This window comes from Corallococcus sp. BB11-1, assembly GCF_026626625.1.
In the GTDB taxonomy this organism is placed as follows: Bacteria; Myxococcota; Myxococcia; order Myxococcales; family Myxococcaceae; genus Corallococcus; species Corallococcus soli.
Genome location: NZ_JAPNJY010000007.1, coordinates 1 through 25,715, shown reverse-complemented (window position 1 = coordinate 25,715; position 25,715 = coordinate 1). Strand labels below are relative to the sequence as shown.

The following is a 25,715-nucleotide window of genomic DNA, read 5'->3' as shown; positions in this document are numbered from 1 at the left end:
GTATGTTTCAGGCCCACCAATGAATGCCCAACTCCTGCAAGTCGCACAGCTCGCCTGGTCTCCCAACCTCCGGTTGACCCGCGCGGAGGGTGACTGCGACACGGTGCTGCGCCGCGCGGCCTCCGCGCTGGTGGGCAGCCCCCTCCACACGGTCCTCGGCATCACGCAGGAGCGCGCCCGCGAGCTGGACGCCCGGGCCCGCGAGGACCGCCGCGCGGTGGAGTTCGTCTCCACGTCCTTCGGCGGTGGCCTGACGCCCCCCACCTACCTGCGGCTCGTGCTGGGGCGCGACGGCGACGAGGCCTCCGCGGGCGTCCTGGACCTGGGCGCCGTGCTGGAGGGCGCCCCCCCGGTGCAGATCTCCCGGCTGTCGTCGTCGCTCAGCCATGAGATCCGCAACCCGCTGTCGTCCGTGAAGATGGCCGTGCAGACGCTGGCCCGGAACACGGGCCTGTCGGACAGGGACAAGCGGCGGCTCACCATCGCCAACCGGGAGATCCGGACCATGGAGCGCATGCTCTGGCTGCTCTCCGAGTATGGGCGCGAGGGCGCGGCGAACCTGGACTCCCACCCGCTGCGCTCGGTCGTCCAGGAGGCGACCGCCATGGTGGCCCCCGAGCTCGCCGAGCGCCGCATCGAGGTGGACGTGAAGGAAGAGGCGGACCTGCCCCGCGTGCGGGTGGATCCCAACCGGTTGAGGCCCGTGCTCGCCCAGGTCCTGCTCAACGTCGCCATGGGCCTGCCCGAGGAGGGCCGCGTGCAGGTGACGCTGCGTCAGGCCGCCCCGGGCCAGGTCAGCCTCATCCTGGACGACCCGGCGGCTGCCCTGCCCCCCGAGGAGCGGGGCACGCTGTTCGATCCGTTCGGCTCCCGGCTGGCGCGCGGGGCGGGCCTGTCGCTGGCCGCGCTGCGGCGGGTGATGACGGGCGTGGGGGGCGAGGTGGGGGCGGAGGGAAGCGCAGAACCGGGGATGGTGTTCACGCTGACGTTCGCTGCCTGAGAGCCCCATGGAGACCCTCCTCATCGTCGACGACGACGTGTCGCTGCTCGAAACCCTCACGATGCACTTCGAGGACATCGAACAGGACGGGCAGCCGCGCTACCAGGTGGTCACCGCCACGAGCGCCGCCGCCGGGCTGAAGGCCGCCCAGGAGAACATGCCCAGCGTGGTCATCCTGGACATGATGCTCCCGGACCGCACGGGCCTGGAGATCATCGAGGAGATGAAGGGCCTGTGCGGCGACGCGCGCATCATCCTCGTCACCGCCTACCACGACATGGAGACGACCATCCGGGCCATGAAGGCCGGTGCGTTCGACTACATCCACAAGCCCTTCCCCGACCCGGCCGCCCTGGACCTCGTCGTGGAGCGCGCGCTGGAGTACCGCCAGCTGTCGCGCCGCGCGGACGAGGTCCACCGCGAGAACGCCGTCGTGCGCCTGGGCGACATCGTGGGCACCAGCGCGTCCATGCAGCAGCTGGTGAAGGAGATAGGCAAGGTGACGGGCAGCGCCGCCACCGTGCTGATTACAGGTGAGAGCGGCACGGGCAAGGAGCTCATCGCCCGCGTCATCCACAACTACTCCTACGACGAGACGCGCCCCTTCATCGGCATCAACTGCTCCGCCATCGTGGACACGCTCCTGGAGAGCGAGCTGTTCGGCCATGAGAAGGGCGCCTTCACCGGCGCCGTCGCCGGCAAGCCCGGCAAGTTCGAGCTGGCCGAGGACGGCACCGTGTTCCTGGATGAGATTGGCGACATGTCGCTGATGCTCCAGGCGAAGCTCTTGCGCGTCCTCCAGGAGCGCGAGTTCGAGCGCGTGGGCGGCGTCAAGCGCGTGAAGCTGCGCGCGCGCGTCATCGCCGCCACCCACCGCACCCTCTCCGACGAGGTGGCCCAGGGCCGCTTCCGCGAGGACCTCTACCAGCGCCTCAAGGTCATCACCCTCTTCATCCCACCCCTGCGCGAGCGCCGGGAGGACATCTCCCTGCTCGTGACGCACATGCTGGAGCGCATCAACGAGAAGGTGCACAAGCGCGTCACCCGCGTGCCCCAGGAGGTGATGGAGCGCCTCACGCTGCTGCCCTGGCGCGGCAACGTGCGCGAGTTGGAGAACGTCCTCACCCGCGCGGTGGTGCTCGCCCCCGGGGACGTGCTGCGCGGCGACGACCTGCCCGCCCTGGAGCTGCCCTCCGGCCCCGACGCCAGCCGCGCGTCCCCCCCCGGCGGCGCCATGTTCGCCCCCCCCGCCGTGGACGATGTGAGCCTCATCCCCACCCTGGAAGAGGCCGAGCGGCAGCTCATCGCGCGGGCCATGGCCGTCACCAAGGGCCACAAGGGACGCACCTGTCAGATTCTGGGAATCAGCCGTCCGACCCTTGAACGAAAGCTTCAAAAGTTCGGTCTTGCACAGGGCCATGGTCCACAGGTTCACCCTTACCCGGTGAAGGACGCTTCCTGACACTGTCCCTGGCCGGACACTCCCCCGTGTCCCTTTAACGTTTCGTTCAAATTGATCAGACTGTTTGAACGTTTTGTTTCAGGTTTCGGACACAGTGGGGGGGCTGGAACTTTGCCGTAGCGCTAAGTACCCGGCATTCCTGGAACTGTTCCCCTGGGAATACTTGAAGTGACCATGGCACGGCTCTTGGAAAGAGCAAGGTCAGCTCGCCGCAGACAAGCCAGCCAACCTTCCGCTTCCTTCGCTTCCCAGGAGAATCCCATGCACGGTTTCAATCGCCCCCTCGGCCCTATCGGTTCCAACGTCGTGGCGCCCCTGCAGGCGACCAGCTCCGGGATGATGGTGACGGCGAACAAGCTGGTGCCCGGCCAGGAGGCCATCGACTTCAAGGGGTACTTCAAGGTCGAGTCCTTCCCGCACAACTCGACCATCTACCGCCCCGGTGACACGTCGGACCGCGTGTACCTGCTGAAGTCGGGCCGCGTGCGCCTGATGCGCATTGGCAAGAACAGCACCCGTTCGGTGGTGTCCATCCTGCGCCCGGGCGACCTGTTCGGCGAGCTGTTCCGCCCCGAGGGGACGCCCATCGAGGAGATGGCGGTCGCCGCGGGCGAGGCCGAGGTGTGGAGCATCGAGGGCCGTGACTTCCGCGCCCAGCTGGAGGCCCGCCCGGCCCTGGCGGTGGACGTGGTGCGCGCCTACGCGGACCGCGTGCGCTCGCTGCGCAAGCGCGTGCTCGGCCTGACCTTCAAGGAAGTGCCGGCCCGGCTGGCGGACACCCTCCTGACGCTGGTGGAAGCCCACGGCGAGCGCTGCCCGCACGGCGGCGAGACGGACCTGCGCGGCATCACCCAGCAGGACCTGGCGGACCTGGTCGGCGCGTCGCGCTCCTTCGTGTCCACGCTGATCAACGAGATGAAGCGCGAGGGCGTGCTCGGCAACGTCGGCCGCATCCTCTGCGTGCGTGACCAGAAGGCCCTGCGCAAGCTGGCCTCCAAGGAGAAGTAGGCCGCGCGCCCCGCCAACGGGGCCATGACGTCCAACGGGCCTGACCGCGACTCACCCTCGCGGCCGGGCCCGTGGTGTTTCCGGCGGCGGCAGTGTCTAGAAGGTGAAGCCCACACCGGCCTCCGGGCCGATGAACCGGTCGCGGGTGCCGCCGCGCATGGACGGATCCAGGTAGAGGCCCCGGACGCCACCGCGCAGCATGAAGCTGCCCAGGTGCAGCGCCAGGCCCGAGCGGACATCCAGTTGCCGGTAGGGAAACGGCGTCACCTGCATGCGCGCCTCCACGTCCAGGGGGCCCAGGACGCAGGCCTCCAGGGACATGCCCAGGCTGGGTCCCACCGCGAGGCCCTGGGGGAGATCCGCGGTGGAGACGCCGACTTCGGCGCGCACGCGGACGACCTCGTTGACGACGGGCGAATAGGTGAGGTGCAGCTCCCCCAGGGTGCGCTCGCGCCGGGAGCCCGCGCTGCCCGGGAACAGGTCCAGCCGCGTGACGCGCAGGTCCGCCCCGAAGCGGCGCAGGTCCCACCCCAGTGAGAAGTCCACGCCCGGTCCGCCCTGGACGGGCGACATCAACACGCCCGTGCGGAAGGAGAACGGGGCCGCGTGCCGACCCGAGCCTGGCGGCAGCGGTGGCGCCTCCGGATCCTCCGGCGGGAGGACGCGGTGGGTGCCCGTGGTGGCGATGACATCCCCCAGGCCGCTCAGCAGCAGCTCGAACACGGCGCCCACGACGAACGCGGCGAGGTCGTCCGACGCGCTGTAGCGGCAGCAACCCTCCGAGAAGGACACCGTCTTGGGGGCAGGCGCCGGCCGGTTCTCGTCCTCGTCCGGCTTCGGGTCCTTCTCGTCCTCATCGTCCGCGCCGATGGGAGAGGCCGGGTGAACGGGCTTCGGGGCGTCCGGGCGCTTTCCGAAGCGGGCTTCGGCGGGTGGCGCGACGAGGAGGCCCGTGAGCAGCCCCCCGCACAGCATGACCTTGGGCAACGACATGGGGTGACCCTGTCCGTGAGGCGCGGCCCGGCCCGTCCACCCCTCACGCCGCGCATTCAAATCCCGGGGGCACACGGAAAGTCAATGCGCGCACCGCCAGGGCAGCGGGCATCCAGGTCCCCTCCCCTCCCTCGGGCTCCGCACCCTCCGCGAGGCCCGGGGAACGACGCGGGCCGCGGGGGCCGCCCCACCTGCGCCCCCCGGACACCCTCGTGCCTCAGGGCTTCAGGTAGGGCCCGTCCACGCCAATCTTCCCGGGCGCCGGGTTCCCCGGCAGGTCCAGCACGTACACGCGCAGGTTGCCCTTGCCGGACACCGTCGCGCTCAGCGAGCCATTGCTCACCGTGCGCACGTCCCCGGTGATGGCGTCCCGGTAGGTCCCATTGGGGATGCCGCTGAACGTGGCCCCGCCGGACACCGTCACCAGCACGAAGCTGTCCACGACCTTCGCCGTGTCGGTGAAGCGGCGCTTGAAGGCCATGCTCCCGGAGATGCCGTCGGTGGAGTACTGCCCCTTCTGGAGCGCGGGGATGCGGCGGCGGATCTGGTTGAGCCGCTGGACGTGCTTCACCAGGGGCCTGCTCAACGTCGTGGCCACCGCGCCGGAAGCGCTGCCCACCACGCCGAAGTCGCTCGCGGTGACGCTGCCCTCCAGGTTCGCGCCGTAGTAGGCGCGGCCGGTGGTGGCCAGCGCGCACGTGGGCCCGCAGTCGATGGGCTTGCCCGCCTGGAATTCAATCTCCGAGCCGTAATACAGCGTGGGGATGCCCCGGAAGGTCCACATCAGGCTCATGTTCTCCGCCCAGGCGTCCGTGCCCCCGGCGTAGCGCGTGGACGACTTGTTCGGGCCGTAGTCGTGGGAATCGACATACACGACGTTGTAGGTGGCGTCGTTGTAGCTGTCGTCGGAGTCCTTGCCGTTCCAGAAGGCGTTGCTCGCCTCCCCGAAGTTCATGTGCATGCGCATGTCGATGACGCTCATGCCGGAGAACTGGCTGGAGTCCGGCGCGTGCCACGCGTTGCCCTGGAGGAAGGCGTTGGTGGACGTGGGCTGGTTGCCCGTGCCCTGCGCCTGCTCGTAGTTGTATTGCTCCAGCGCCGCCGCCACGTCGTCACTGCTGTACGCGCGGCGCTCCTTCCAGGTGAAGAACTGCGCGGAGTGGTTGGGCGAGCCCCGGTTCCACTTGTCGTTCACGAACGAGCCCACTTCCCCAAACATGAAGAAGTCGCGGCCCTTGGCGCCGAACTTCGACTGGGCGTGGGCGTGCGCGGCGGGCAGGAGGCGGCGGTTCCACGTCACGCGCGGGATGTGCACCGCCGTGTCCACGCGGAAGCCATCCACGCCCCGGTCGATGAAGCGGTTGTACACGTCGATGAGGAACGCCTGCACCGTGGCGTTCTCCGTGTTGAAGTCCGCCAGGTCCTCGTGGATCCAGCAGCTGCGCGAGTCCTCCCCCTCCCAGTTTCCAATCCAGCATTGATGGAAGAGGCTGGCGGGGAACATGCCGGAGGTGGGGTTGGGCCACTGGCAGTTGTAGATGCGGTAGCCCTCCTGGCTCGTGGAGGACGTGGGGACGCCCCAGTTGCGGCAGGTGTTGCCCGCGGGCTCCGCTGTCGACCACAGGTCGCCGTTGTAATGGGACTTGCCGCTCGTGGGCTCCACCGTGAGGCCGTCGTAGACGAAGCCAGACGCGGGCGCGTCGTAATACCAGCTCCACTGGGTGTCCCGAACGCCATACACCTTCGCGGAGAACAGGCCCTTGGCGCCCCAGCGGCTGGAGTGGTTGTAGACGACGTCCTGGATGATCTTCAGGCCCTTCGCGTGGGCCGCGTTGATGAGGTCCTGGTAGGAGGCGCCGCTGGACTCCAGGCGCGGATCCACGCGGTAGAAATCCCAGCCATGGTAGCCGTGGTAGTCATAGTCGGAGCGGTTGAGCACCACGGGGGTGATCCAGATGGCGGAAAAGCCCAGCGCCTTGATGTAGTCGAGCTTCTGGATGAGCCCCTTGAAGTCCCCCCGGAACATCGGGTCGTTGTTCGCCGCGTTGCCAGACTTCACGTGCATGCTGCCGCCGCGGTTGTTGCTGGCGTCGCCGTCGTAGAAGCGCGCCGTCATCACGAAGTAGATGGAGTCCTCGCGGATGTCGCCGCCCAGGGGCTCGCCCGCCGGAGGAGGCGGGGGCGCGGAGCCCGTCTTCGCGGAGGACGCGCTGCTCGCGGCGGACGTGTTCCCCGCCGCGTCGGAGGCCTTCACGGTGTAGCTGTAGGTCGTCAGGGGCGTGAGGCCGCTGTCGCTCCAGGCCGTGCCGCTGGTGAAGAAGGTGGAGGCCCCCTGCGGGCCCGTGCGGGTGAGCGTGTAGCCGGTGACACCCCGGTCGTCGGTGGACGCATTCCAGGTGACGGTGATGGTCGTCCCGGAGGCAGTCGCCGTGACGCCCGAAGGCACGGAGGGGGCCGTCGTGTCCGGAGGCAACGCCACGCAGGGTGAGGCGGCGTTGGCGGTGACGACGCCGTCCTTCACCGTGATGCGCCCCGTGCCCAGGGTGTAGTCCGCGCCGTTGTTGTTGTCCCAGGTGCCGCCGTTGTTGAAGTCCGCCTTCATCCCGGTGGCGGCCCCCAGCGACACGGTCTTCCTCACCCAGTCCGTGCAGGCCGTCTCGTTCATGGCGACGCCGGGCGGGGTCGTCCACGTACCGCCCGTGGGCGCGTAGTGGAGGTTGACCGCGCTCCAGCCGCGCGTGCGCGTGTAATAGAAGACCTCCGCGCTGTTCGTGCCCGTGGAGGTGCAGGGATTGCCGGCGTTCGCCAGCACCTGGCCGTTCTTCACCTGGTGCGCGCCGGACGTCGGCAGGCTGTAGTTGCCGGTGGAGGTGGCCGCGTTGTCCCAGCGGTTCTGCCCGTCGTTGAAGACCGCCTGGAAGGTGCTCACCGTGCCGGTGGTGACGGTGGCCGTCACCCAGCCGGTGCAGGCCGCGGACATGGAAGCCCCTGGCACCGTCGTCCAGGTCCCCGCCGCGTCGTTGTGGAGGTACGCCGTGCTCCACGCCTTGTAGGGCGTGTAGTAATAGACAGTCGCCGTGCCAGCGAAGGCTGCCTGCGACCACAACAGCAGCGCCATCCACGCACCGCGTCTCCAGCCAGTCATTGCCATGTGTCCCGTCCCTCCCCACGCGTCGGGAGGACGCGCGAGACAACGAAACACCGTATCAGTCGTAGCCCCGCCAGAAACGGATTCATGGACATTCCGGCGAGGATGGATGTTGTCGGTTCGCACCGGAAGCGCGAGGGGGCGCGTTGTGCGCTTGCCCTGGGGCGGGGGGCCGCTCAGCATGCGCGGCCATCGTGCCCACACCTCCCGAGTCCTCCAGTCCCCATCGCACGTACACCGACCGCCGCGCCGCGGCCCAGGCGGACCTGACGGTGCTGGACCGCATCAGCGCCCGGTACGCCAACCTGCGCACCGTGGCCTTCGTGGTCGCCGCGGGCATCGCGTTGCTCACGCTCCTGGGCCGGCTGCCCAAGCCCTGGTGGTGGGCGGCGGCGGGCGCGCTCGTCGTCTACGGGCTGCTGGCGGTGCTGCACCACCAGGTGTTCCTCAAGGAGCAGCGGGCCCGGCACTTCGTGCTGCTCAACGAGCGGGGGCTGGCGCGGCTGGAGGGTGGCTGGCACGCCTTCAAGGACACCGGGGAGCGGTTCCTGTCCGCCACCCACCTCTACGCCACGGACCTGGATGTCTTTGGCCAGGGCAGCCTCTTCCAGCTCATCAACGAGACGGCGACCCGCGCGGGCGAGGAGCGGCTGGCTTCGTGGCTGTCCGCCCCCGCGTCCGCCGACACGGTGCTCACCCGGCAGGGCGCGGCCCGGGAGCTGGCCCCGCGCGTGGACTTCCGCCAGGAGCTCTGCGTGGACGCCCGCGTGGTGGCGAAGGAGAAGGCGGACCCGGAGCTGTTCATCCAGTGGGCGGAGTCCGGCCCGTCGCTGGACGCCGTCCGCTGGTCGCGGCCCCTGGCGCTGCTCCTGCCCCCCGTGACGCTCGCGCTGTTCATCCTGGGCACGGTGGGGGTGATTCCGGACAGCCTCGTGTGGATTGGCCTGTTCGCGCAGCTGGGGGTCGCGGTGGCCACGCGCGCCACGCTCAAGCGGATGGACGAGGCCGTGGAGCGCGGGGAGCGCGGCTTCGTGCGCTACGCGGCCCTCTTCGAGCGCGTGGAGCAGCAGTCCTTCGAACACCCCCGCCTCAAGCAGCTCCAGTCCGGCCTCAACCCGGGCAAGGGCCCGCCGGTGTCCTCCCTCTTCCAGCGCTTCAGCCGGCTGTACTCGCTCATTGAATTCAAGCGGCACCAGTTCCACCCCGTGGTGCAGTGGCTCACCCTCTGGGACATCCACGCCCTCTTCGCGCTGGAGAACTGGCGCGCCGCGCACGGCCGTGACGTGCGCCAGTGGTTCGAGGGCCTGGCGGAGCTGGAGGCCCTCTGCTGCCTGGGAGGGCTCGCCCACGACCGGCCCGCGTTCACCTGGCCGGAGCTGGAGGCCCAGGGCCCGCGCATGGAGGCCACCGCGCTGGGACACCCGCTCCTGGACGCGCCGGTGCCCAACGACGTGTCCCTGCCCGGCCCCCGGCACGCGCTGCTCATCACCGGCTCCAACATGAGCGGCAAGACGACGCTGATGCGCGCGATGGGCGCCAACGTGGTGCTGGCCCTGGCCGGAGCGCCGGTGTGCGCGGCCTCCCTGCGCCTGTCCCCCATGCAGGTGCTCACCAGCATGCGCGTGAAGGACTCGCTGGAGCGCGGCGTGTCGTACTTCTACGCGGAGGTGCAGCGGCTGAAGATGGTGCTGGACGCGGCCCAGGCCGCGCACGGCCAGGCCCTGTTCCTGCTGGATGAGATCCTGCTGGGCACCAACACCCGCGAGCGCCAGATTGCCTCAAGGGAGGTGCTGCGGCTGCTGCTCGCCGCCGGCACCTGTGGCGCGGTGACGACGCATGACCTGTCCCTGGCGGTGCTGGCGGACGAGAAGGCGTCGCACGTCGTCAACGTGCACTTCCGCGACCACCTGGAGGACGGGAAGATGGTGTTCGACTACCAGCTCCGGCAGGGGGTGGTGGACACCACCAACGCGCTGCGGGTGCTGCGCCTGGCGGGCGTCCCGGTGTACGACCCGGACGCCCCGGCCTCCTGACGACACCTTTCGCGCCCCTCGCGTTCAGCCGGGGGGCGCGAAGATGAAGCGGACTACTTCGCCAGCTCCACGAGCGCCGCGGCGCCCATGCCGCCGCCGATGCACATGCTGACGACGCCGTAGCGGCCGTCACGGCGCTTCAGCTCGCGCAGGATGGTGGCCACCATGCGCGCGCCGGAGACGCCCAGCGGGTGGCCCAGGGCGATGGCGCCGCCGTTGGGGTTCACCTTGTCCAGCGGGATGCCCAGCTCACGGATGCAGTGCAGCGCCTGCGCCGCGAAGGCCTCGTTGAGCTCGAAGACGGAGATGTCCTCCACCTTCAGCTTGTTGCGCTCCAGGAGCTTGCGGATGGCGGGCACCGGACCCACGCCCATGATCTCCGGCGGCACGCCGGCGACCACGTAGTCCACGAAGTAGCCCAGCGCCTTGACGTTGAGCTCCTTCGCCTTCTCCTCGCTCATGATGACCGCGGCGGCCGCGCCGTCCGTCAGCGGAGAGGCGTTGCCCGCCGTCACCACGCCCTTGGCGTTGAACGCCGGGCGCAGCTTGGACAGGCCCTCCACCGTCGTCTCCGGACGCAGGATGGTGTCCACGGTCACGGTCACCTGCTTCGCGACACCGTCCTCGTCGTACACCGTCGTGGTGACGGGGAAGATCTCATCCTTGAGCTTGCCCTGCTCGCGCGCGGTGGCCGCCCGACGCTGGCTCTCCGCGGCGAACTTGTCCGCGTCCTCGCGGGTGACGCTGTAGCGGGAGGCGATGTTCTCCGCCGTGGCGCCCATGGAGGTGTAGACCTCCGGCAGCTTCTCCATGATCTCCGGGTTGGCGGAGACCTTGTTGCCGCCCATGGGCACCATGGTCATGGACTCGGTGCCACCGGCGATGGCCACCTGCATCATCCCGGACTTGATGCCCTGCGCCGCCTGCGCCATGGACTGCACGCCGGAGGAGCAGAAGCGGTTGATGGTCATGCCCGGAACGGTGTCCGGCAGGCCCGCGAGCAGGCTGGCGTTGCGGGCGACGTTCATGCCCTGCTCCGCCTCCGGCATGGCGCAGCCCATGATGACGTCCTCCACGTCCGACGCCTTCAGGCCGGGGACCTGGGCGACGGCTTCCTTGATGGCAAGGGCCGCGAGCGTATCCGGACGCGTGTCCTTGAACTCACCCTTGTGCGCGCGGGTGAAGGGGGTGCGCACCGCGCTGGCAATCACGACTCGGCTGGACATGTCAGGTGTCTCCCTGCCCGGACACCGTCCGGGCGTGCTTCGGATTTCGATTCTGGCAACCCATGGGTAAACGCCTCGCGCTAGTTGCGCAGCGGCTTGCCCTTCTCGAGCATGAACATCATGCGGTCCTGGGTCTTCTCCTCACCGATGAGGCTCAGGAACGCTTCCATCTCCAGCTCCAGCAGCTTCTCCTCGCTCACCAGCACGGAGGGGCTGGTGTCGCCGCCGGACAGCACGCGCGCCAGCTTCTGGGCGATCTTCCGGTCGTGGGCGCTGATCTGGTTGTTGAGCTGCATGTCGTACAACATCATGTCGATGGTGGCCGCGCCGTTGGGGCCCGGCAGCCGGAAGCGCGTGGGGCGCGGCGGGCGGAAGCCGCCATTCGCCAGGCCCAGCACCCGCGACTTCGCGTCCGACAGCAGGAAGTCACGGTTGCCCGTGATGCCGTCCTGGGCCGACAGGAAGCCGAACTCGCGCGCCTCTTCCGCGCTCGTCGCCACCTTCGCGGTGCCGATGGCGAGGAACACCTTCTTGAGGAAGGGCAGCGAGTCGAAGTCCTTGTCCGCCGCGTACGCGCCGAACACGTTGCGCAGCAGCATCATGGTGCCGCCGCCGCCGGGGATGAGGCCGACGCCGACCTCCACGAGGCCCATGTACAGCTCCGCGCTCGCCTGCACCGCGTTGCCACCCATGGTGACCTCCGCGCCGCCGCCCAGCGTGAGGTTGAAGGGCGCCGTCACGACGGGCACGGGGCTGTAGCGCATGCGCTGGTTGGCCTGCTGGAACTTGGACGCCATCGCGCGGATGGAGTCGAAGTCCTCGCTCTTGGCCGCCATCAGCATGGCCATGATGTTCGCGCCGGCGGAGAAGTTGGACCCGTCGTTGCCGATGACGAGGCCCTTGTGGTTCTTCTCCGTCTCGTCGAGCGCGGTGTTCATCATCGCGATGATGTCATCGTCGATGGAGTTCATCTTGGAGTGGAACTCCAGCAGCGTCGCGCCGTCGCCCATGTCCCAGAGCGTGGCGCTGTCGTTGCCGGTGATCTTCTTGTTGCCGCGCTTCAGGTACTCCACGCGGAACGTGCGCGCGTTCTCGACGACGGTCTTCTCCGACCTGGACGGGATGTCCCAGTAGGTGTCGCGGCCGTCCTTCACGCCGTAGAAGGACGTGCGGCCCTTGGCCAGCATCTCCTCCACCCAGGCGGCGGGCTTGAGGCCCAGCGCCTTCATGCGCTCCACGCCCTTCTGCACGCCGTACGCGTCCCACACTTCGAAGGGACCCAGGTCCCATCCGAAGCCCCAGCGCACGCCGCGGTCCACGTTGACCACGTCGTCCGCGATCTCCGGGATGCGGCGGCTGGAGTAGGCCAGCACGTCCAGGGTGACGCGCTCGGCGAACGTGCCCGCCTTGTCCTTCGCGTTCATCACGGACGCGACGCGCTCACGGACGTCCTCGATGTCCTTCGCGGCGCCCAGCGAGTCGAAGCGCACCTTGGCCTGGGGCCGGTACTCCAGCGACTTCAGATCCAACGCGAGGATGTCCTTGCCGCCCGCGGACTTGTCCTTCTTGTAGAAGCCGCCGCCGCTCTTGTCGCCCAGCATCCCCTTCTCCACCATCTTCTGGAGGAAGTCGGGGATGGCGAAGACGTCGCGCTCCTCGTCGTGCGTGAGCGTGTCGTAACAGTTCTTCGCGACGTGGGTGAACGTGTCCAGGCCCACGATGTCCGCGGTGCGGAACACGGCGGACTTGGGGCGGCCCATCGCCGGGCCAAAGATCTTGTCCACCTCTTCGATGGTCATCTCCGTCTTGGACATCTCGGAGATGGTCCGCATCATCCCGTACACGCCAATGCGGTTCGCGATGAAGTTGGTGGTGTCCTTGCCGTAGACGATGCCCTTGCCGAGCACCTCCTCACCAAAGCGGTGGATGGTCTTCACCACCTCCGGGTCGGTGTGCTGGCCGGACACCAGCTCCAGCAGCTTCATGTAGCGCACGGGGTTGAAGAAGTGCGTGACCAGGAAGTTCTTCTTGAACTCCGCGCCACGGCCCTCCGTCATCCCGACGATGGAGAGGCCGGACGTGTTGGAGCTGATGATGGCGTCCTTGCGCGCGTGCTTCTCCACCTTGGCGAACAGGGCCTGCTTGACGGACAGGTCCTCCTTCACCACCTCGATGATCCAGTCGCACTCCGCGAGCCGGGCGAGGTCATCCTCCAGGTTCCCCACCTCGATGGCGGTGAACACCTGCTCGGACACGATGGGGCTGGGCTTCTGCTTGCGCAGGTTCGCCAGCGCGCCTTGCGCGAACTTGTTGCGGAACGCCTTGGAGGCGGTGTCCTCCCCCGGCGCGGCCTTGGGGGGAACGATGTCCAGCAACAAGGCGCGAACGCCGGAGTTGGCCAGATGCGCGGCGATGCCGCTGCCCATCACGCCAGCGCCAAGCACCGCCACTTTTCGGATCCGGGTCGTCATCGGAAATTGGCTCCCTTGAGGGAAGTAGGGGACTGCACAAATGTAGGCGATTGACCCGGAAGTCAACCGGCATTGCCGTCGGGTGTGCTCGCCAGGAGGTCGGCTCCCCGACTACAAGTCGGGGCATGGCTCGCCTCGACCCGCACTCGTACAACGACAGCACGCAGCCTGAGACGGAAACGCTGGACTGGAAGGCTCGCGTCGATTTCCGGACGCGCCGCCTGCACGCGGAGGCCACGCTGACCCTCAAGGAGGCGTCAGCCGGCCCGCTGGATCTGGACACCCGCGACCTGGACATCCGCGCCGTGGTGGACGCGCAGGGTCGCCCCTTGCCCTACATCCTCTCCCCTCCCGAGCCCATCCTCGGGAGCCGGCTGCGCATCCAGCTACCGGAGGGGCTCAAGCAGCTCACGGTGCGCTACCGCACGTCGCCGGAGGCGAGCGCGCTGCAGTGGCTTTCGCCCTCGCAGACGGCGGGCGGGCAGCACCCGTTCCTGTTCAGCCAGTGCCAGGCCATCCACGCGCGCAGCGTGGTGCCGCTGCAGGACACGCCCCGGCTGCGCATCCGCTACCGCGCGTCCCTGCGCGTGCCCAAGGTGCTCAAGGCCGTGATGGCGGCCAGCTTCGTGGACCGTGAGGAGCACGGCGTGGAGGCGGAGGAGCACTTCGAGATGCCGCAGCCGGTGCCCCCGTACCTGCTGGCGTTCGCGGTGGGCAGCCTCGCGCCGAAGGAGCTGGGGCCGCGCTCGCGGGTGTGGGCGGAGCCGGAGGCGCTGGAGGACGCGGCGGACGAGTTCGAGGGCGTGGACGACATGCTGAAGGCCGCGGAGTCGCTCTTCGGGCCGTACGACTGGGAGCGCTTCGACCTGCTGCTGATGCCGCCCTCGTTCCCGTACGGCGGCATGGAGAACCCGCGCCTCACCTTCCTCACGCCCACGCTCATCGCCGGGGACAAGAGCCTGGTGAACGTGGTGGCGCACGAGCTGGCGCACTCGTGGACGGGCAACCTGGTGACGAACGCGTCCGCGGAGCACTTCTGGCTCAACGAGGGCTTCACCGTCTTCGCCGAGCGCCGCATCCTGGAGGCGCTGGCCGGGCCGGAAGTGACGGCGCTGCACGCGGCGCTGGGGCGCAGGTCGCTGGACGAGGCGATGCACCACTTCCGCGCGCACCCGCAGCTGACGTCCCTGCGCACGCACCTGACGGGCGTGGACCCGGACGAGGCCTTCTCCCAGATTCCCTACGAGAAGGGCTACCTGCTGCTGCGCGCGCTGGAGGACGCGGTGGGCCGCCCCGCCTTCGACGGCTACCTGCGCCGCTACCTGGCGACGTACCGCTTCCAGGCGCTCACCACGGAGGACTTCGTCCGCTTCACGGAGCAGGAGCTGCCGGGCGCGCTGGCGAAGGTGGACGCGGACGCGTACCTGCACCGGCCCGGCGTCCCGACGAGCGCGCCCCGCCCGCGCTCCAAGCGGCTGGAGGCGCTGGAGGCGCTGCGCGGACAGGTGCCGTCACGGGAGGCCGTGAAGGACTGGACGCCCACCGAGTGGCAGCTCTACCTGGAGTCGATGCCGCAGGACACGTCACTGGACGTGTTCCGGGAGTTGGATGCGCGCTACGCGCTCACCCAGAGCCGCAACTCGGAGGTGCTGGTGGCGTGGCTGGTGGCGGCGCTGCGCGCGGGCTTCGCGCCGGCGCTCCCCCGTGCCGAGGAGTTCCTCGGCGAGGTGGGCCGCATGAAGTACCTGAAGCCGCTCTACAGCGTGCTGGCCTCGTCGCGCGACTACCGCAAGGTGGCGCGCGCCGCGTTCGAGAAGCATGGGGCGCGCTATCACCCCATCGCGCGGCAGGGCGTGGAGCTCATCCTCGCCCGCGCGTGAGGCCCGGGACTACTTGCGCGCGGCTTCCAGGCGCTTCTTGGACAGCGCGAGGTACTCCGGGTTCATGTCGATGCCCACGTAGCGGTGGCCGTGCTTCAGGGCGGCCACGCCGGTGGTGCCGCTGCCGTTGAAGGGGTCCAACACCAGCGAGTTCTCCGGGCAGCTGGCCTCCAGGATGCGCTCCAGCAGGGCCACCGGCTTCTGCGTGGGGTGGCTGCCGAAGGCCTTCTCCTCGCCGCGCGGGGCCGTCTGCGTCCACATGCGGCCGGCGCCGTCGGCGGTGAGCTCCTCGTCACCGTTGCGCGGCAGGGCCCACACGTCGCGCATCTGCTTGCCGCCGTTCTCCGCCTTCATGCGCTGGTAGTTGAAGACGTGCTGGAGCTTGCCGCCCGTCTTCGGCGAGGCCCAGATGAGCAGCTCCGTGGAGTGCGTGAAGTAGCGGCACGCCAGGTTGGGGCTCGCGTTGGGCTTGTACCAGGTGACGGTGTTGAGCAGCTTGTAGCCCAGCTTCTGCATGGCGAAGCCGGCGTTGAAGATGACGTGCTGGGTGCCGCTCACCCACAGCGTGCCGGAGGGGCGCAAGAGGCGCTGGCAGGCCGCGAGCCACTTCGTGGTGAAGGCGTGGTCCTCCTCCACCCCACGGGAGACATCCCACTGGCCCTTGGCCACGGAGACGCGCTTGCCGTTCTTGCAGGTGGTGCCGCCGTTGGACAGGAAGTAGGGCGGATCCGCGAAGATGAGATCGAAGGACTGCTCCGGGAGCTGCGCCATCAACTCCAGGCTGTCCCCCTGGAGGAGCGTGTAGTCCTCCCCGCGCTTCGCGTAGACGCTGTCATTGAGAGCGCGTCGAACAACCTTCAGGTTAGGGGCAGCAGCTTCCGCGAACATCTCGCCTCCGTCTTCGGACACACGTCTTCGGGACGGGGCGGACTGTGCGGTCAGTCTGCTGCTACGTCGAATTTCTGGCCTGTAGCACCCTGAAATTTGACGTAGCGACTTCTCCAGAAACACCGCGAGCAGGGCGGGAGCGCCTCTGTCTTTCGAGGCCCTCCACGACCTGCTCGTGGGCACTGCGGATGTCTGAGCGGAAGCGGCTCTACGCCTTCTTCTCGGGCTCGGCGACTTCGGTCGTCTTCGCGCCGGTCTTGATGCTGGGCGCGTTGTTCGCGTAGCGCTTCTTGAAGCGGTCGATGCGGCCCGCCGTGTCCATCAGCTTGTACTTGCCGGTGAAGAACGGGTGGCAGTTCGAGCACACTTCCACGCTGAACGAGCCGCGGGTCGACTTCGTCTCGATGACGTTGCCGCAGGCGCAGGTGACGCGGGAGGGCGGATAGACGGGGTGCAGGTCGGGCTTCATGGTGCTTCTCTCCAGTGCGCCTTGCCCCCACCCCTGACGGGTGGGAGGTCCAGCGTTGTAGTTGGGTCGGGGCTTATAACGGCCAACCCGCCCTTTCTCAAGGACGGGTGATGTCCCAGGGTCCCCTCCCCTGGGGAAACCGGGGTCGCCCGGGGGACTTTCGGGGGGACGGGCCCCCGGTCGCCCAGGGGCCGGGCCGCCGCGCCGGGGGTCAATGCCCCCCGGAGCCAGGGGGTTCCACGCGCTCCACCTGCTGCTGCACGGCCTTGTCGGAGGCCACGTCCGCGCCCAGTTGGACGTACGACAGCAGGAACGTGCGCCCGCCCTTCACCGGGGCAGCGGCGGCGTCGCGGCCCAGGGCGTCGCGCCGGGCCTCGAAGGAGGTCAGCGTCTCCTGGAGCGAGCGGCGCGTGGCGTCGTCCTGCGCCGCCTTGAGGCGCTCCTTCACCCGCGCGATGTTGGCCTCCACCATGCGCTGGCCCTCCAGGGCGCGCTGGGACTCGGACTGGTCGCTGAAGGGGCCCGCGCCCTCCACGGACAGCTCCAGCTTCGCGACCTGCCGGCCCCGCTCGCCGGGGGGAATCAGCGTGGACACGCCCTGGCGCTGCGCCATGCCCACGCCCCGGCCGTCGTGCGACTGCACCACGAAGTCCACGCCCTCGGCGCCCTGCGCCAGCTTCACGGCCTCCGCGTAGGGCACCGCCGCCAGCAGCACCACCAGGTCCACCTTCTGCGTCTCCCGCAGGCGCTTCACCTCCGCCGCCACCGCCGGCTGCACGGGCTGGCCCTGGACGCCCGGGGGCAGGACGGCCGCGCCGTCAGGAGAGGCGCCGATGATGCCCACCTTCAGGCCGCCCGCGGTCGTCACCACCGACGCGGGGAAGAGCCGCTGGCCCTTCGCGTCCACGAGGTTCACGGACACGAGCGCGGGCTTCGCACCCTTCGTCTTCTTCTTCAGGAAGTCCACGCCCAGCACCAGGTCGCGCTGGCCCACGGCCATGGCCGTGTAGCCCTGCGCGGCCATCTGCTCCAGCAGCAGGCCCGCGCGCAGCTTCGCCTTCGGGTCCTGGCCGTCCGCCAGACCCTTGAAGAGCGCATTGCCCGCATCCAGCGCGAGCACCGGCACGCCCTTGGCGCGCTCCTGCGTCAGGACCGTCTTTCGTCTGGCCAGACCGCCAGACGGGTTGTGTCGTCAACCACAGGGGGCGATTTCGCCCCCATTGTCTCCGGTGAAGAGCAGCACGAGCTTCTTCGGCGCGGCGCCCGCCACCAGGGGCAGGAGCAGCAGCGCCAGCGCGACCAGCCGACGGGGGCTCACTTCTTCGCCTTCTTCGGCGCGGGCGCGGCCTTCTTGTCCAGCTCCGCCAGCTTCGTCTTCGCCGTCTTGGCGGCGTCCGACTTGGGGTAGCTCTTCACCAGCTCCTCCAGCGCCAGCTTCGACTCCTCCTTCATCTTCAGCTTCAGGAAGCAGTCGGAGGAGCGCAGGTACGCGTCCGGCGCGGAGGCCGTCTTCGCGAAGTCCTGCACCACCTTGCCGTACTCGAAGAGGGCCTCGCGGCACTTGGACTCGGTGAAGTACGTCTCGCCCAGGCCGAAGTGCGCCTCGCCGACGAGCGCGTCCTTGGGCCACTTCTTCACGAACTCGTTGTAGAGCTGGCGCGCGATGAGCAGGTCGCCGCCCTTGGCCTTGCCCTGCGCGAGCGCGAGGAACTCCTTCTTGTCCGTGGGGCGCTGGAGCTCCTCGGCCTTCTTCTTCGCCTCGGCTTCCTTCACCGCCTCCGCGCCCTGGAGGGCCAGGAGGCGCTGGTTGGTCTCCTCGGTGTTCTTGCCGAGCGCCGCTTCCAGTTCGCCAATCTTGTAGAGGTACGTCTCCACCTGGCCGCGCAGCTGCGCCAGGTCCTCCACGGTCTTCTGGAACTGCACGCCGATGTCCGCGTCCTTGCGGCGCGCGGCGGTGTCCAGGCTCTGCAGGGCCTGGGTGACCTGGGCGACCTTCTCGTCGATCTTCGGCTGGGTGGCGGCGAGCTGGTCGCGCGCCTCCTTCAGCTCCACCGACAGGCGGGCATTGTCCGCCCCCAGCTTGTCCACCTTGGCTTCAAGGGCACGGCCCCGGTCGGCGGGGTAGAAACATCCGGGTACGGCGGCGGTCAACAAGGCGACGAGCACGAGCCTGCGCATGGGGCTGGCATCCTAGGTCCAAAGCCCTCCGCGCGCCGCTTCTGTTTCCACCCCGGAGCGCGGCCAGGCAGGCCGGCTGCCCCCTGCCCTCAGCGCGGCCCTTCCGCCTCCAGCCGCTCCACGGCCCGGGCGCAGGCCACCCGGAGCCGGGGCAGGTTCAGGAAGAAGGGCACCGGCCGCGCCCGTCCGGAGTCCACCGCGTCCCGGGCCCGGCGGTATTCGCCCACCGCGGCCTCCGGCCGGCCGCACTGCTCCAGGAGCAGGCCCAGGAGGTAGCGCGCGGCGACGTGGTCCGGATCCAGGTCCAGGCACCGGCGCAGGTCGTGCTCCGCCTGCGCGTCGGAGACGCCCGTGGAGGCGCCGTCGAGCACGCACGAGAAGAGCCAGTCCGCCTCCGCCATCGTGGACGCCAGGGCTTCGGGGGATGGGGGCCCCCGCGAGGCGCCGTCCGCTCCGGGGCCGGGATCCGCCGCCGGGCCGAGCACGCCGACAGGAGTCACGGTGGGAAAGCGACCCGAGTCGCGCTTCGGGGCGCCTGCGACGGGCACGGCCGGGAAGCGGCCCGAGTCGCGCCGGGGGGACCCTTCAACGGGCAAGGCCGGGAAGCGGTCCGAGTCGCGCTTCGGCGGGCCCGCGACAGGCACGGCCGGGAAGCGGCCCGAGTCGCGCTTCAGTGCGCCCGCGACAGGCACGGCCGGGAAGCGGTCCGAGTCGCGCTTCAGGGCGCCTGCGACAGGCACGGCCGGGAAGCGATCCGAGTCGCGCTTCGGGACGCCTGCGACGGGCACGGTCCGGAAGCGGCCGGAGTCGTGCCTGGAGGGGGGAGGCTTCTGCTCCGCCTCATCCACGCGCACGTAGAAGAACGCATGCTCACAGGGCAGCAGCCGCAGCGAGGACGGGACCTGGAGCAGGGGCTCCGCGGCGGACAGCACCAGCACGCCGCCGGGCGCGAGCCTCTCGGTCAGGTTGCGCACCGTGCGCTGGAAGGCTTCGGGGGTGAAGTAGATGAGGACGTTGCGGCAGAAGATGACGTCGAACCCGCCGCCGCCCCCGGCCTCCGGGTACGGCAGCTCCATCAGGTTGTGACGTCGGAACCCGGCCTGCGTGCGCAGCGGCTCCACCAGCACCTGCCGTCCGCCCCGGGGCTGGAAGTAGCGCGCGCGCGTGACGTCCGGCACCCGGCGCAGCGCGTCCTCCGGGAAGCTCAGCTCGCGCGCCTTGCCCAGCACCTGCTCGGAGATGTCCGTGCCCAGCACCCGGCTGGCGGGATCCGCGCCCTCCTGGGCCAGCATCACGAGCAGCGTGGCCACCTCCTCGCCCGCGGCGCACCCCGCGCTCCACACCCGCAGCGGCAGCCGGGAGCGCTGCACGCGGGGCGACAGCACGTGCTCCCGGAACGCGGCCAGCTGCACCTCGTCCCGGAACACCTCTGACGTGTGCACCGCCACCGCGCCCACCAGCCGCGCCAGGTCCGCCGCGCCCACCAGCGAACGCAGATGGGACACCACCTGCGCCGCCGACCCCTCGCGCCCCAGCCCCTCCAGGCGCGCGTCCAGCCGACGCCGCTGGGCCGCGCTCAGCGCCATGCCCGTGTGCGCCGCGATGAACGCGTGCACAGGCGCCCAGCGCTCGGAGGAGGACGTCACGGCACCGGCTCAGCGCCCCGCGGCCAGGGACTCTCCGCGCGCCAGCTTCGCCAGCGTCGCCGCGACGTCATCGCCGTGGATGAGGTGGTCCACCGCCTTGCGCTCCACCGCCGCGCCCGGCATGCCGAACACCACGCAGGACTCCTCGTTCTGCGCCAACGCCAGCCCGCCGCCCTGCTTGATGGCCAGCAGCCCGTCCGCCCCGTCCGCGCCCATGCCCGTGAGCACCACGCCCACCGCGCGCCGGCCGTACGTCTTCGCCACGCTCTCCAGCAGCATGGTGCCGCTGGGCATGTGCCCGTCGCGCTCCACGCCGGACTTGAGCGCCACGCGGCCGCGCACCGGCACCAGCGTGTGCTGATCCGGCGGCGCCACCAGCACCAGCCCGGGCGCCAGCACGTCACCGTCCTGCGCCAGCCGCACCTTGAGCTTGCTCGCGTTGGCGAGCCAGCTGGCCAGCGACTCCGAGAAGGCCGCGTTGATGTGCTGGACGATGACGATGGGCGCCGGGAAGTCCGCCGGCAGCTCCGCCAGCATCCGGTAGAGCACCTGCGGGCCGCCGGTGCTGGCCGCCACCGCCACGATGCCCATGGAGACCGCGGGCAGCACGGCCGTGGGGTGCGGCGTGCCCGCCTGCGTGCGCTTGGGGCCGCGCAGGTGGCGGATGACGCGCACCGAGGAGATGAGCTTCACCTCCTTGGTGAGGTTCCACGCGTCCGCGCCCGCGTCGATGGAGGGCTTGATCTGCAGCGCCAGCGCCCCCAGCTCCAGCGCGCGGTACGTCAGCGCGGGGGCCTGCGAGCGCGGGTCGCCCGTCAGCACCAGGATGGGCGTGGGGCACTCGGCCATGATGTGCTCCACGGCCGTCAGCCCGTCCATCACGGGCATGTCCACGTCCATGGTGATGACGTGGGGGCGAAGCTCCTTCGTGAGGGCAACGGCCTCCGCGCCGTTCGCCGCGGTGCCGACGACCTCGACATCCGGGTCGTCGCTCAACGCCGCGCTGATGAGCTGTCGGCAGATGAGCGAGTCATCGACCACCAGCACCGACACTTTCTTGCCCATGGACGTTCCATACCCCGTACGCGCGGCGGGGAGTATAGCAATGCGCGGAGATCCCCAGGAGCACCGGCGACTTCAGGCCAACAGTCGCCCGACCACATCCACCAGGTCCTGCCGGACGAGGTCCCCCTTGGTGATGTAGCCGTCCGCTCCGGCCGCCAGCCCCCTCGCCCGGTCCGCCTCCCCTCCCCGGGTGGTGAGGATGACGACGGGCAGGCCGCTCCGGTGGGGATCGGTCTTCAGGCGCCGGGTGAGCTCCACGCCGTCCATCTGGGGCATCTCCAGGTCGGTGACCACCAGCTCCACCGGGGGGCCGTCCTCCCCCAGGAGTGCGAGCGCACCCACGCCGTCCGGCGCCCGGAGCGTGTCGTACCCCACCGCCTCCAGCAGGTTGGCCACCAGCTCACGGGTGAGGGGGGAGTCGTCCACCACGAGGATGCGGCGGCGGCGCACCTGGGCCGCCCGCACCGGGGGACGCACCAGCCGCAGGGGCGCCGTCCCGTGGACGCCCGCCGCCAGGGTCGCCGCCGACAGGACCATGGCCAGCCGCCCGTCCGCCAGCGACGTGGCCCCGGTCAGGTGGGTGAAACGGGCGAGGATGCCCTTCAGCGGCAGGATGGCCTGGACGCGCTCCTCCAGCACCCGGTCCACCGCCAGTGCGGCCTCCATGCCCTGCCCCTTCACCACCAGCACCAGCTCGCCCTCCCGGGCGGGGCGCTCCGGGTCGTGGCCCAGGACCGACGCGAGCGACGCGAACGGCAGCACGCGGCCCTCGGCCCGGAGGACGGGGCGGCCGGCGACCTCGCCGATGTCGGGGGCCTCCACCTTGAGGGCTCGGGAGACGTGGACGGCGCCGAGGGCGAGCGTCTCGTCGCCCACCTGGACGAAGAGCAGGGGCGCGACGGTGAGGGAGACCGGCACGCGCAGGGTGAAGATGGTGCCCCAGCCCGGCGCGGACTCCACGCCCACGTCGCCGCCCAGCGCCTGGAGGGAGGCGCGCACGGCGTCCAGCCCCACGCCCCGACCTGACAGGTCGGTGACCACCTCGCGCGAGGAGAAGCCGGGCAGGAAGATGAGGTCGCGCGCGGCGGCGTCGGACAGGGCGTTCGCGGTGGCTTCGTCGAGCACGCCCCGGCGCACGGCCACCCGCCGCAGCAGGGCGGGATCCATGCCCATGCCGTCGTCCTCCACGCGCAGCACGATGCGGCTGCCCTCGCGCGCGGCGCGCAGGGTGAGGCAGCCCCGGGGGTGCTTGCCGGCGCCGACGCGGTCCACGCGCGTCTCCAGGCCATGGTCCAGCGCGTTGCGCACCAGGTGCATCAGGGGTTCGCGCAGGGCCTCCACCACGGAGCGGTCCGCGCGGGTGTCCTCGCCGTCCACGACGAGCTCCACCTCCTTGCCCAGTTCCCGCGCGAGGTCGCGCACCATGCGGGGATAGGGTTCGAAGAGGACGGCCAGGGGCAGCATGCGCAGCGTCTGGACCTCCTCGGACACCTGGCCCAGGTCGCGCAGCTCCGCGTTGGCGAGCAGCTTCGCTTCCCGGTGCAGGGTGGCGGCCAGCTCCTTCGCCCGGCCCAGCCGCTCCGCGATCGCGACGCCCGCGGGGCCCAGGTCCTCCGCCGCCCGGGCCAGCTCGCTCAGCTCCCGCACCAGCGCCAGCCGCCGCGCGGTCGCCAGCTCACGGCGGCGCGCCACCTGCCCCAGGTTCGTCACCGCGCTGGTGAGCAGGTCCAGGCTGGCCACGCCAATGCGCACCGCCGTGTCCACGCGGGCCTCATGGTTGCGTGGCGCGCCGCCACCGACCTTCGGTGCCGCCCCCGAAGAAGGACGGGAGGTGGCGGCGGTGTCGAGCAACCGGGTGCCCGGCAGCGGCGCCGATGCCGGGTTCACGAAGGAGGCCGCCGCCGGACCTCCGGCCCCCGGGCTCACGAGATGCGAGCCCGTCGAGGCCACCAGGGACGAAGCGCCCTGCTGTGTCCCCACCGGGGCGCCTGAAGTGAAGACCCCGGGGTGCGCACCCACCGGGGCGGCCGGCGCGGAGGCCATCGCGCCCTGTCCCCCGCCGGGCGGCTCCGAACGGATGGCCGTCATGAGCAGGTGCGACGCGGCCGAGACCGGGGACATGGCCGGGCCCGGCGCGGACTCCGGACGGAGCGCCAGCGCCGACCAGTGGGCTGGTGCGACGGGGGTGCCCGACTCCGCGCGCGTCGTCGCCAGCAGGTGGGACGCGGCCCCCTGCGGCCTCTCCCCCTTCGCGGGCGCGCCTGGCCCCCGCGACGCCTGCGCCCGGGCGCCATCCTCCAGGGGACGGGACGCCGGAAGCGGAGGACGCGCGGACTCCGTCGTGGTCCGCTCCTGCAGCGTCGCCACCAGCGTCGCCACCGCCAACGGCGGCTCCCCCGCCTGGAGCGCCCCGGACAGCGCGAGCACCGTGTCCGCCGTGGCGAGCAGCGCGTCGGTGGACTCCGACGACAGGCGATACCGGTGCGGCTCCGCGCAGCGGACCAGCTCCTCCATCTGGTGCACGAGCGTGTTGATGTCGTCGAAGCCCATCATCCGGGCCTCGCCCTTCAGCCCGTGCAGCTCGCGCAGCACCCGCTGCCCCGCCTCCAGGTTGCCCCCGGACTCCAGCTCCATCAGGGAGCGGTTGATGCGCTCCAGGCGCACCGTGACCAGGTCGCGGAACTGCTTGAGGAGCCGTTCGCTGGGGTTCACCCGCCCTCCTCCTTGCGCAGGGTCGCCTGGTGGATCTGGAAGCGCTCCACCACCCCACGCAGGTCCTGCGCCAGCCCCAACAGGTCGCCGTTGGCCGAGCTCACCTGCTTCGTGGCGTTGAGGCTCTGCTGGGTGATGCGCAGGATGTCCGCCATCGTGTCCGCGAGCTGATCCGTGCCCGCCTGCTGCTGCTGCGTGGACCGGGAGATGATCCGCACCGCGTCCGACGTGCGCCCCGCCAGGCTGACGATCTGCCGCAGCGACTCCGACACCTCCTCCGCCAGCGCGGTGCCCGTCTCCACCGCGCGCACCCCGCCGCCCGTCACCGCCACCGCCGCGGCGCTCGCCTCGCGCACCTCTTCAATGAGGCCCTCGATCTCCTTCGTGGACTCCAGCACGTTCTCCGCGAGCCTGCGCATCTCCGCGGCCACCAGCGAGAAGCCCCGGCCCACCTCGCCCGCCTTCGTGCCCTCCAGCTCCGCGTTGAGCGCCAGCAGGTCGGACTTGTCCGCCACGCCGTTGATGAACTCGACGATCTTTCCAATCTGCTGCACGCGCTTGTTCAGCCGCGCCACCGCGGAGCTGATGGCCAGGTTGTCCTGGCGCATGCGCGACATGGCGCCCAGGAACGACTCCGCGCTGCCCTGCCCGCCCTGCGCCGCCGCCAGCGTGCGCTGGGCGATCTCCGCCACCGACCCCGCGTTCTCCGCGATCTGCTTCGCCGAGCGCGCCAGCTCCTCCGTGGTGGCGCTCGTCTCATCCAGGCTGCTGGCCTGTTCGGCGGCCCCCGCCTCGTAGCGCCCGGAGGTGCCGAGCATCTCCTCCGTCGTGGCCGAAATCTGGGCGCCCGCGCGCTGCAACTGCGCGAGCACGTCCGCCAGGTGCGTGCGCATCGTGGTGAAGGCCGCGGACACCGCCCACACCTCGTCCTCCGCCGGCACGAGCCGGGGGCTCGCCAGGTCCCCCGCGGCGATGCGGCGCGCCTCCCCGGACAGCTCCCGCATCGGCCGGCCCAGCAGCGTGCCGCCCAGGTACGCCGTCGCGAGCGCCAGCCCGAACACCACCGCGCACAGCACCGCGCTGGACGTGAAGGCCTCCAGGTGCAGCGCGTCCACCATCACGCCCTGCACGTCCGGACTGCCCGCCTGCTGAAGCCGCGTGAAGACGCGCTCCGACAGCGCCATGACGACCTGGGCGCACAGCACCGCGGGCGTCACCACGCAGATGGCGGTGAACGCCACCAGCCGCGCGCGGATGCGCGAGCGCCGGGGCAGCGCGGCGATGACCTGCGCGTGCGTCAGCCCCTGGTCCGCCACCCACAGCACGCCCCGGCGCGCCCGGAGCGTGACCAGCCCGTACACGAGCAGCGACGTGAGAGGACCGAACAGCGCCCCCAGCCCCGAGACCCGCAGGGTGAGCGCCCCCGGCAGCCCCATCACCGACCAGAGCACCACGGCCACCACCCCTGTCGTCAGCACCCACAGCCCCAGCGACCGGATGAACGCCTCGCCCGGGGCGCGAGACATCTCCCCCACG

18 protein-coding genes are annotated in these 25,715 nt (G+C 70.5%); 5 read left to right on the top strand and 13 right to left on the bottom strand.

Going from position 1 to position 25,715, the window contains the following annotated elements; genetic code table 11:
- The first annotated feature begins 19 nt into the window (after positions 1-19).
- From OV207_RS07105 to mrpC, 3 genes are all read left to right on the top strand, one after another.
- Positions 20-1,000: a sensor histidine kinase gene (locus OV207_RS07105; protein WP_267553708.1), complete on the top strand. Its 981-nt coding sequence runs from the start codon at positions 20-22 to the stop codon at positions 998-1,000.
- Between the two features lie 7 nt (positions 1,001-1,007).
- Entirely contained in the window at positions 1,008-2,462 is a 1,455-nt protein-coding gene (locus OV207_RS07100) for a sigma-54-dependent transcriptional regulator (protein WP_267553706.1), read from the top strand.
- Positions 2,463-2,723: 261 nt separating this feature from the next.
- Positions 2,724-3,470 (top strand): Crp/Fnr family transcriptional regulator MrpC, encoded by a 747-nt coding sequence (gene mrpC, locus OV207_RS07095; protein WP_014395195.1) that lies wholly within the window; start codon positions 2,724-2,726, stop codon positions 3,468-3,470.
- Between the two features lie 96 nt (positions 3,471-3,566).
- On the opposite strand, the gene OV207_RS07090 is transcribed toward mrpC, so the two are convergent.
- Together OV207_RS07090 and OV207_RS07085 are read right to left on the bottom strand one after the other, a co-directional pair.
- Positions 3,567-4,463 carry a hypothetical protein gene (locus OV207_RS07090; RefSeq protein WP_267553697.1) on the bottom strand — a complete coding sequence of 299 codons (897 nt, stop codon included), beginning with the start codon at positions 4,461-4,463 and terminating at the stop codon, positions 3,567-3,569.
- 217 nt (positions 4,464-4,680) lie between these two features.
- A complete protein-coding gene (locus OV207_RS07085; protein WP_267553695.1) occupies positions 4,681-7,581 on the bottom strand; it encodes a carbohydrate binding domain-containing protein in 2,901 nt (966 codons plus the stop codon).
- Positions 7,582-7,805: 224 nt separating this feature from the next.
- On the opposite strand from OV207_RS07085, the gene OV207_RS07080 reads away from it, so the two are divergent.
- Positions 7,806-9,644 (top strand): MutS family DNA mismatch repair protein, encoded by a 1,839-nt coding sequence (locus OV207_RS07080; RefSeq protein WP_267553694.1) that lies wholly within the window; start codon positions 7,806-7,808, stop codon positions 9,642-9,644.
- A gap of 53 nt (positions 9,645-9,697) precedes the next feature.
- Here the strand turns inward: OV207_RS07080 and OV207_RS07075 are convergent, their stop codons facing one another.
- Both OV207_RS07075 and OV207_RS07070 read right to left on the bottom strand, forming a co-directional pair.
- Positions 9,698-10,870, bottom strand: a complete 1,173-nt coding sequence (locus OV207_RS07075) for a thiolase family protein (RefSeq protein ID WP_267553692.1) — start codon at positions 10,868-10,870, stop codon at positions 9,698-9,700.
- 80 nt (positions 10,871-10,950) lie between these two features.
- Entirely contained in the window at positions 10,951-13,341 is a 2,391-nt protein-coding gene (locus OV207_RS07070; protein ID WP_267553690.1) for a 3-hydroxyacyl-CoA dehydrogenase/enoyl-CoA hydratase family protein, read from the bottom strand.
- Positions 13,342-13,466: 125 nt separating this feature from the next.
- Between OV207_RS07070 and OV207_RS07065 the strand changes: the two genes are divergently transcribed.
- The gene (locus tag OV207_RS07065) at positions 13,467-15,221 is read left to right on the top strand and encodes a M1 family metallopeptidase (RefSeq protein WP_267553688.1); all 1,755 of its coding nucleotides are present in this window, start codon (positions 13,467-13,469) and stop codon (positions 15,219-15,221) included.
- A 9-nt stretch (positions 15,222-15,230) separates the two neighbouring features.
- On the opposite strand, the gene OV207_RS07060 is transcribed toward OV207_RS07065, so the two are convergent.
- The 9 genes from OV207_RS07060 to OV207_RS07020 all read right to left on the bottom strand — a co-directional run.
- Positions 15,231-16,109 carry a DNA-methyltransferase gene (locus tag OV207_RS07060; protein WP_193347972.1) on the bottom strand — a complete coding sequence of 293 codons (879 nt, stop codon included), beginning with the start codon at positions 16,107-16,109 and terminating at the stop codon, positions 15,231-15,233.
- A 208-nt stretch (positions 16,110-16,317) separates the two neighbouring features.
- Positions 16,318-16,578 (bottom strand): 50S ribosomal protein L31, encoded by a 261-nt coding sequence (rpmE, locus tag OV207_RS07055; RefSeq protein WP_193347971.1) that lies wholly within the window; start codon positions 16,576-16,578, stop codon positions 16,318-16,320.
- A gap of 211 nt (positions 16,579-16,789) precedes the next feature.
- Entirely contained in the window at positions 16,790-17,704 is a 915-nt protein-coding gene (locus OV207_RS07050) for a 5'-nucleotidase (RefSeq protein ID WP_324291505.1), read from the bottom strand.
- A 66-nt stretch (positions 17,705-17,770) separates the two neighbouring features.
- On the bottom strand, positions 17,771-17,896 hold the full coding sequence (locus OV207_RS07045) for a hypothetical protein (protein WP_255424395.1): 126 nt from the start codon (positions 17,894-17,896) through the stop codon (positions 17,771-17,773).
- Positions 17,893-18,756, bottom strand: a complete 864-nt coding sequence (locus OV207_RS07040) for a tetratricopeptide repeat protein (protein WP_193347970.1) — start codon at positions 18,754-18,756, stop codon at positions 17,893-17,895. Before OV207_RS07040 ends, OV207_RS07045 begins: the two co-directional genes overlap by 4 nt.
- An 89-nt stretch (positions 18,757-18,845) precedes the next feature.
- Positions 18,846-20,402, bottom strand: a complete 1,557-nt coding sequence (locus tag OV207_RS07035; protein WP_420715185.1) for a CheR family methyltransferase — start codon at positions 20,400-20,402, stop codon at positions 18,846-18,848.
- A 9-nt stretch (positions 20,403-20,411) separates the two neighbouring features.
- Entirely contained in the window at positions 20,412-21,467 is a 1,056-nt protein-coding gene (gene cheB / locus OV207_RS07030; protein WP_193347969.1) for a chemotaxis-specific protein-glutamate methyltransferase CheB, read from the bottom strand.
- Positions 21,468-21,539: 72 nt separating this feature from the next.
- Positions 21,540-24,179 (bottom strand): response regulator, encoded by a 2,640-nt coding sequence (locus OV207_RS07025; protein WP_267553680.1) that lies wholly within the window; start codon positions 24,177-24,179, stop codon positions 21,540-21,542.
- Positions 24,176-25,715: methyl-accepting chemotaxis protein (locus tag OV207_RS07020; RefSeq protein ID WP_267553678.1), on the bottom strand; the 1,540-nt coding region annotated here is incomplete at its 5' end. The genes OV207_RS07025 and OV207_RS07020, both read right to left, overlap by 4 nt.

Bases quoted from the DNA above. Each gene is read 5' to 3' on its own strand.
- OV207_RS07105 (WP_267553708.1), top strand. From the start codon at position 20: ATGAATGCCCAACTCCTGCAAGTCGCACAGCTCGCCTGGTCTCCCAAC.
- OV207_RS07060 (WP_193347972.1), bottom strand. From the start codon at position 16,109: ATGTTCGCGGAAGCTGCTGCCCCTAACCTGAAGGTTGTTCGACGCGCT.
- OV207_RS07070 (WP_267553690.1), bottom strand. From the start codon at position 13,341: ATGACGACCCGGATCCGAAAAGTGGCGGTGCTTGGCGCTGGCGTGATG.
- OV207_RS07065 (WP_267553688.1), top strand. From the start codon at position 13,467: ATGGCTCGCCTCGACCCGCACTCGTACAACGACAGCACGCAGCCTGAG.
- OV207_RS07100 (WP_267553706.1), top strand. From the start codon at position 1,008: ATGGAGACCCTCCTCATCGTCGACGACGACGTGTCGCTGCTCGAAACC.
- OV207_RS07085 (WP_267553695.1), bottom strand. From the start codon at position 7,581: ATGGCGCTGCTGTTGTGGTCGCAGGCAGCCTTCGCTGGCACGGCGACT.
- OV207_RS07075 (WP_267553692.1), bottom strand. From the start codon at position 10,870: ATGTCCAGCCGAGTCGTGATTGCCAGCGCGGTGCGCACCCCCTTCACC.
- rpmE (WP_193347971.1), bottom strand. From the start codon at position 16,578: ATGAAGCCCGACCTGCACCCCGTCTATCCGCCCTCCCGCGTCACCTGC.
- OV207_RS07090 (WP_267553697.1), bottom strand. From the start codon at position 4,463: ATGTCGTTGCCCAAGGTCATGCTGTGCGGGGGGCTGCTCACGGGCCTC.
- OV207_RS07040 (WP_193347970.1), bottom strand. From the start codon at position 18,756: ATGCGCAGGCTCGTGCTCGTCGCCTTGTTGACCGCCGCCGTACCCGGA.
- mrpC (WP_014395195.1), top strand. From the start codon at position 2,724: ATGCACGGTTTCAATCGCCCCCTCGGCCCTATCGGTTCCAACGTCGTG.
- cheB (WP_193347969.1), bottom strand. From the start codon at position 21,467: ATGGGCAAGAAAGTGTCGGTGCTGGTGGTCGATGACTCGCTCATCTGC.